6 protein-coding genes are annotated in these 7222 nt (G+C 62.7%); 4 read left to right on the top strand and 2 right to left on the bottom strand.

Annotated features, from left to right (window positions below):
- The first annotated feature begins 1141 nt into the window (after positions 1-1141).
- The gene (locus EOB49_RS16020; protein ID WP_127381518.1) at positions 1142-1774 is read left to right on the top strand and encodes a hypothetical protein; all 633 of its coding nucleotides are present in this window, start codon (positions 1142-1144) and stop codon (positions 1772-1774) included.
- 137 nt (positions 1775-1911) lie between these two features.
- Complete coding sequence (locus EOB49_RS16025; protein ID WP_127381519.1) at positions 1912-3591, top strand: hypothetical protein; 1680 nt, start codon at positions 1912-1914, stop codon at positions 3589-3591.
- A gap of 110 nt (positions 3592-3701) precedes the next feature.
- Here the strand turns inward: EOB49_RS16025 and EOB49_RS16030 are convergent, their stop codons facing one another.
- Positions 3702-3908, bottom strand: a complete 207-nt coding sequence (locus EOB49_RS16030; RefSeq protein ID WP_164762279.1) for a hypothetical protein — start codon at positions 3906-3908, stop codon at positions 3702-3704.
- Positions 3909-4185: 277 nt separating this feature from the next.
- Here EOB49_RS16030 and EOB49_RS16035 point away from each other — a divergent pair, with 277 nt between their 5' ends.
- Entirely contained in the window at positions 4186-5160 is a 975-nt protein-coding gene (locus EOB49_RS16035) for a L,D-transpeptidase (RefSeq protein ID WP_245472724.1), read from the top strand.
- A gap of 64 nt (positions 5161-5224) precedes the next feature.
- Here EOB49_RS16035 and EOB49_RS16040 read toward each other — a convergent pair whose 3' ends face one another.
- Positions 5225-5911: a D-lyxose/D-mannose family sugar isomerase gene (locus tag EOB49_RS16040; RefSeq protein ID WP_127258087.1), complete on the bottom strand. Its 687-nt coding sequence runs from the start codon at positions 5909-5911 to the stop codon at positions 5225-5227.
- Between the two features lie 190 nt (positions 5912-6101).
- Here EOB49_RS16040 and EOB49_RS16045 point away from each other — a divergent pair, with 190 nt between their 5' ends.
- Complete coding sequence (locus tag EOB49_RS16045) at positions 6102-7160, top strand: D-TA family PLP-dependent enzyme (RefSeq protein WP_164781699.1); 1059 nt, start codon at positions 6102-6104, stop codon at positions 7158-7160.
- Positions 7161-7222: the final 62 nt, after the last annotated feature.

Raw genomic sequence — 7222 nt, forward strand, 5'->3', positions numbered from 1 at the left:
CCTCCCGTTATGTCGAGATCGGCTCAGTCCGACGTAGCAGGACCCGACTCGACGACTTGCGCCGTGATTGAGGAAAGGATTCCTCGCTTCGTCAGGACAGGCTTTTCATAGATTTTTTTCATAGATGCTCCTCGCATTTCCACTCGCCGAAGGTGCTTTGGGGGGATCAAGTTGTCAAGCTGATGCTAAAAGCCGCCAAAAGGACAGGAAGTTGGCAAACTCGCCGGGCGAAGACCCCAACGCCCTCGAAGCCCGTCGAGCCTACTACCTAATCGGGTACGCGATCAGGACCGGGGTTCACCCAGCAACAGGTCCGGTGCAAGAGCAATGCCAGCAACCCTGTGCTGAAATGGGACGGGCGGCAAATGACCGCGAAGCTTGGCGCCAGCGCGCGCTTTCCTGGCGGCCAGCCTGCCGCTCCTCCTGGTGCCCGCTGTGGGCAGCCGCATGCATTGATGGGCCATGCTGCGGGCAAGATCTTCCTGCCTCTCAACCCATCGGCCGATTGCCAGCTTCCGACCGTTGGACAGGTGCCCGCGGGGAATGGCTCGAGTGTCGACCGGCTCGGGATCTGGCTGGTCCAGGTTCGATGGTGAGATCAGCGAGAGGCGCAGTGCACCTCCACCTGCTTATCTGCCGGCAGCTTGTTGAACTGGCGCACCGTCACCCCGCAACCGATGCCCAGGGCAGCGGTGTGGCGTTCCTCACACGCAGGCGCCTCACTTGCAGCGGAATGTGCTTTAACGCGGGAAGCCCGCGCCTCTGGTAACCTGCCGGCTCTTCTTCCTTGCCGCTTCCTCGCCGCCCAGATGGTTCATGCGGGCCTCCCGGATTCCTAGCCTCTTCGATCTGGCGCCTGGGAGCGGAACATGGTCCTTTAATTAAATTAGCATAGACGCATAAAAAGGCTTATAATTCGGACAGCCGGCACTGCCCCTCCAAGCCGGTTAGGCTCGGCGCCAGTCCCCCTCGATACCCCCCGACGCCGGGCCGCTGCTCCTAAGCCGCTGGTCAGGACGAGCGCGCGGGCGAAACGGGCGCCATCGGTGTCTATGCGACGGAAGCATATAAGGCGAGATTGCCTGGTCGTTGCGTCGGCCTTAGTGAAGCTTCATGAAAGGCTCCTCCACGAGGCCGCGTGATGACCACTGACAGCCAGTACATTCTCGAACGCATCAGCCAAGGCTGCGTGACGCTCTCCGATGGCGAGTTCGTCATCGACAGGCTGGTCAAGTATTTCGGCAATGGCAGGATCCGCTGGCATGTCGAATTCCGTGGGCATCGCATCGAGCTGACGACAGGCCAGCTTAAGAAGCAGCCGACCTTCCGCAGGAAGATATTCGAACAGGCTGGGGTGCTGCCGCCCCAGCGTGCCGGGACCGACTACAGGCGATGGGCACTCGATCTGAGGAAGAATGCGGTCGAGCTTCCGTGGCGGGATAGGCCGGTGGACGCCGGCTTCGCCATCGACAGGCTCGCCAGCCACGGCGACGGGCGCTGGACGGTCGAATACCAGGGCAAGGCCATCAAATTCACGACAACGAAACTCCGCAGGCAGGTGAGTTTCCGCAAACGCATGCTGGCCAAGGCCAAGGTGTTGCCGCCCGAGTTGGCCCCGGCCGCCTATCGCAAGTGGATGGACTGGCTCATCCAAAACGCCACCGAGGCTGCTCCGCAGGCCGGCGATGCCCTGATGACGGAGAAAAGCTGGCTGGACGACCTGCCTGAGCTAGCCGGCTGGCAAGATGAAACACCGTCCCGAGAGACCAGCTAAAAGCGGCGACAGTATCCAAATGCAAGCAGCGATGGCACTCGTTGCGTTTGCCATGCCCGCCAGTTTCGGCACACATTGATGGCGAAGGAGTCTGACCAGAGCTGGCTCGCTGGCAATCAGAATTGAAATGAGACGACATGGACCGCTTCGACCTCGGCACCTACCGCCGTCCCATCTCCACTCGTTCTTCAGAAACCCAGCGTTGGTTCGATGTTGGCCTCAACTGGTGCTACGGCTTCAACCATGAGGAAGGCATCAAGTGTTTTGAGAAGGCGCTCGAAACAGACCCTGAATGTCCGATGGTGCATTGGGGCATCGCCTATGCCGCCGGACCTTTCTACAATCTGACCTGGAAGGAGCACGGCGACGCCGAGGCCGACAGCGCGACAAGGCGCTGCTTCGAGCATGTCCAGCTTGCGCGGGCCGATGCGGCTGCCGCCAGTGTGGTCGAGAAGCGGCTGATCGAAGCGCTGGCCGCCCGCTTTCAGAAGCCGCACCGGGTGAGCCCGGAGGAATTCGAACGGTGGGATGACAGCTATGCCGCCGCGATGCGGCTTGTGTATCGGGACTTTCCCGACGACCATGATGTGATGGCACTGCTGGTCGAAGCGCTGATGATGCGCACGGTGCGGCGGCTGTGGAACCTCAAGACCGGCGCGCCGGCGCCGAATTCCGATGTCGTCGAAGCGCTCGACGTCTGCGAGCGGTCGATCCGGCTTGCCGATGAGGCCGGCGCAGCACAACATCCGGCGATCGTCCACCTGCACATCCATCTCCTGGAAATGTCCACCATGCCGGAACGCGGCATGCGGTCAGCGGATCTGCTCGGCGAAATGTGCCCCGATGCCGGGCACATGAACCACATGCCGGGGCACATCTATGTGCTGTGCGGCGAGTATGAGAAAGCCAAACGCGCCAGCGAAAAGGCAGTGCGCGCCAACGACCTCTATCTCGCCTATGCCGACGAGCCGACCTACTATTTGCTCGGCTGCTGCCACGATCTGCATCTGATGATGTTCACCTGCATGTTGTCGGGCCAGTACCAGCCTGCACTGTGGGCCGCCGACAGAGTGCGCAGCCTGGTCGCGCGCGACGTGGTCGCCATCCCCGGCCGGCCAAAGCTCACGCAGACGGTGGAAGGCTACCATGCGATGAAATCGCATGTGCAAGTGCGCTTCGGCCGCTGGCAGGAGATCATCGAGGAACCGGCGACCGACGAGCCAAGCCTCTATGTGCTGACGGCGGCCATCCAGCACTACGCCAAGGGTGTCGCCCATGCGACGCTCAGGCAATTTGCTGAAGCCGAGCGCGAGCGCGAAGCGTTCCATCGGCATCTGAAAGGCATTGCGCCCGAGCGGCGCTTCCTCAGCAACCCGGCGCAGGCTTCGCTGGCTGTCGGTGTCGCTCTGCTCGACGGCGAGCTGGCGTACCACCGGGGCGGGCATGAGGAGGCGTATGGCCATTTGCGGCATGCGGTCGAGCTTGACGACAATTTGTCCTACACCGAGCCGTGGGCCTGGATGCACCCGCCGCGCCATGCGCTGGCAGCGCTGCTTCTCGACCAGGGCCACGCGAAGGAAGCCGAGCAGGTCTATCGCGACGATTTGGGCCTGAGCGGCACGGTGCAGCGCTGCGCCCAGCACCCGAACAATGTCTGGGCACTGCACGGGCTGGTGGAATGCCTGAAACAGCGCGGCGAGACTGATGAATTGCCGATATTGCAGACAAGCCTTGCCGCAGCGCTGGCCAGGGCGGATGTGCCGATCACCTCGTCCTGCCTGTGCAGGACGAGCGCGCAGCAAGGCTGCTGTCACTGACGCGAAGTCAGCCTGCCGCCACTGTTGCGGCCGATCGGCTCGCCAAACAAATTGTCGGCCGATCATCGTTGGCGGTGAAACCCTCGCCGCCCGGTCGTGTCACCTGCCGATCAGCCCAGGCTCCACGCTTTGTCTCGTATCACGCCTCCCTCGATCAGCACCGAGCAGTCTATCTCATCGTGAAGTTGGGCGTTTGGGTCGGACGAAAGCCAGGAAGCATAGGACCGAAGCTGCTTGAGCCTGGCTGTTTTCTCAAGCCGGGCCTGGCGCTCATCCTCGGCTGCCGGTCTTCTGTCCTTCTGGGCAGGAAATTGCATGCTGGCTCTCCTCGGTCACCGAGCTGCGCTTCGACTTGAAGCCAACACATGCGCTGGCGAGAGTCGCCATCCATCTGGATGATGGCGGACCCTTATCAACAATGCACCCGCGCCACCGCCGGGTGCTCCCTGGTCCGGGTTCGCTGCGGCGCATCGGCACTCGGCAGTCGGACGCAGCCAGGGGAATGGAACCAGATCGGCCATGCGACGTCATAGAAGCAGGTGCTCATACAGGAGTGTGACCTCCATGATCAGGCTCGTTCTTGCCGCTGCCGCCATGCTCGTCATGGCATGGGATGCAACGGCGGCGGCAAAACTGGACGCGGCCACTGTCAACAACGCCCAATTTGACGGCAGCGAAGCGAAAGGCGTCAGTGCGACCGTTCTGAAGGCGCAAATCCTCCTGGATCGTGCACGCTTCTCGCCAGGCCTGATCGATGGCCGCCAAGCGGAGAACTTCAGCCGGGCAGTCAGTGCGTTTCAAGCGGCCAACGGACTGCCTGCCGACGGCAAGCTTACCCGCGAGACATGGGACAAGCTGGTCGCGAGCTCCTCGCGCCCCGCGCTTGAGACCTACGAGTTGACGCGCAAGGATGTGCGGGGACCGTTCACCAGGCGAATTCCGACGCGCATGGAGAGGATGGCCCGCCTGCCCCGGCTCGCCTATCACAATGCCCTGGAAAAGATGGCGGAGCGCTTCCACAGCAGCGAGGAACTGCTTGAACGGCTCAATCCCGGCATCGGCTTCAGGAGAGCGGGGCAAAAACTGCTGGTGCCAGCTGTAACCCGAGGTGATCCGCCGCAAGACATTGGGAACGTCGAGGTCGACAAGAGCGCTCGCCAGGTTCGCGTGCTCGACCCTTCCGGCAAAGTGCTTGCGACGTACCCCGCCTCGATCGGGAGCCAGGAGAAGCCCGCGCCGAGTGGCGAGGCAGAGGTCAAACGCGTGGTGCGCCACCCAACCTATCACTACGATCCCGAGTTTGCCTTCAAGGGAGTGAAGACGAAGCGCCCCTTCACGATCGCTGCCGGGCCAAACAATCCGGTGGGATCGGTCTGGATCGATTTGTCCATCGATAGTTATGGCATTCACGGGACTCCGGACCCAGGCAAGATCGGAAAGACCTTCTCGCATGGTTGCATCAGGCTGACCAACTGGGATGCCGAAGACCTCGCCTCCGAAGTGCAAAGAGGCACAAAGGTCGTCTTCAGGGAGGAAGCGGCAGGATCGGTCGAACAAGGATCGCAGTAGGTAGGCGCCACGGGCTAACTTTCGACCGTGTGACTGGCGTCACCGAAGGCGTAGGGCGGCGCCCCTACCCCAGCCACTTCTCGTAGTCGGACACCAGCAGATGGACCGGGGCAACGTCTTCGTCGATGTTGGAAAAACGCCCGATCGGTTCGCGAAACACATTGTCGGTGAGATCGTCATTGACGGTCGAGACCTCGCCGATCAGCACGTCCTTGCCCTCGGCCCAGAAGGCATGCCAGACGCCGGGCAGCAGCGTGACGCTCTGGCCCGGGTCGAGCTTCAGGAGCCCGCCCGCGGGCAGCCTGTGGATGGTTCCGTCGACCGGCACCGAAACCTCGGCCTTGGGATCGATGCCGCCGTCGCGGTCATGCATGAACAGTTCCAGCACCAGCTTGCCGCCGCCACGGTTGATGATGTCCTCGGCCTTGATGTTGTGGCGGTGCATCGGCGACAGCTGGTCCTTGCGCGAGATCATGATCTTCTCGGCATAGAGCATGCCCATGCCCTTCTTCATGTCCTCGTAGCGGCCGTTGCGAACGGTGAACAGGAACAGGCCGAGTTCCCTGAATTTCTCCTGTCCGTAATCGGTGATGTCCCAGCCGAGCCGCGAGGTGAACACCGCCGACGAGTCGACCTGACGCGCCTTCGCCTCCTGCGGCGACCAATAGGCGAAGGGCGGCATGATGTAGCCGAACGAGCGGATGAAAGCGTCGGCTTCGCGGATGATGTCGTTGATGGCGGAGCGCTTCATGATCATGATCCCTTCGTATCGATTTGTCTGGCAAATCGCATAGCCGAACGCCGATGCGGTGTCGATCCATCTCGCCGTCCTGTCCGGCGTTGCGCAGGGCGTATGGACCACAGGTCCGCTTGTCTGGCCGCGTGACATCACGGATTTTCAGGGCCATAAAACCCGCGGATTCCTCATGGGGTGAAAGATGATGCCGACCGTCCACGATCTCGATACGCCATCCATCCTGATCGACGCCGCGCGCGCGGAAGCCAACATTGCCCGCGCCCAGGCGCATGCCGACAAGAACGGGCTGAAGCTCCGGCCGCATATCAAGACGCACAAATTGCCCTACTGGGCGAAGAAGCAGATAGCGGCCGGCGCCGTCGGCATCACCTGCCAGAAGATCGGCGAGGCCGAGGTGATGGCCGATGCCGGGCTGACCGATATTTTTCTCCCCTACAACATCCTTGGGCGCGCCAAGCTGGAACGCCTTCTGGCGCTGCACGGGCGCGTCACCCTGTCGGTGACAGCGGACAGCATGGAGACGCTCGAAGGGCTGGCAACCACCTTCACCGATGCCGGCCATCGACTGCCGGTGCTGGTCGAATGCGACACCGGCATGGGACGCTGCGGCGTGCAGTCGGCTGATGAAGCGGTTGCGCTGGCAAGACAGATCGACAGAGCCGGTGGCCTCGCCTTTGGAGGGCTGATGACTTACCCGGCCGCCGGGCGGGCAGCGGCGGCCGAAGCCTGGCTCGCCGGGGCCAAGCAGGCACTGGCCGCGTCGGGCCTCGCCTGCGAACGCATCTCCAGCGGCGGCACGCCGGATATGTGGCGCTCCAGCGATACATCTGTTGTCACCGAGTATCGTCCAGGCACCTATATCTATCTCGACCGCTATCAAGTCGCCAAAGGCGTCGGCGGCCTCGACGACTGCGCACTGACGGTGCTGTCGACGGTGGTCAGCCATCCCACAGCGACGCGCGCTATCCTCGATGCCGGGAGCAAGGCGCTGTCCAGCGACACGCTGGGTCTCGCCGATTTCGGCGAGTTGCTCGGCGTGTCGGGAGCGCGGGTGACGGGGCTGAGCGAGGAGCACGGCACCGTCACGCTTTCGGGCGACGGCAAGCTGCGCATCGGCGAGCGCGTGCGTGTCGTGCCCGACCATTGCTGCGTCGTCACCAATTTGTTCAACGAGGTCAATCTGGTCGACGGCGACAAGGTGCTGGAAACGCTGCCGGTGGCGGCGCGCGGAAGGATGGGGTGAACTAAGCAGCGCCTTCCCTTCTCCCCCTGTGGGAGAAGGTGGATCGGCGCGCAGCGCCGAGA

It is taken from the genome of Mesorhizobium sp. M7A.F.Ca.MR.148.00.0.0, from assembly GCF_003997735.1.
Taxonomy (GTDB): Bacteria; Pseudomonadota; Alphaproteobacteria; order Rhizobiales; family Rhizobiaceae; genus Mesorhizobium.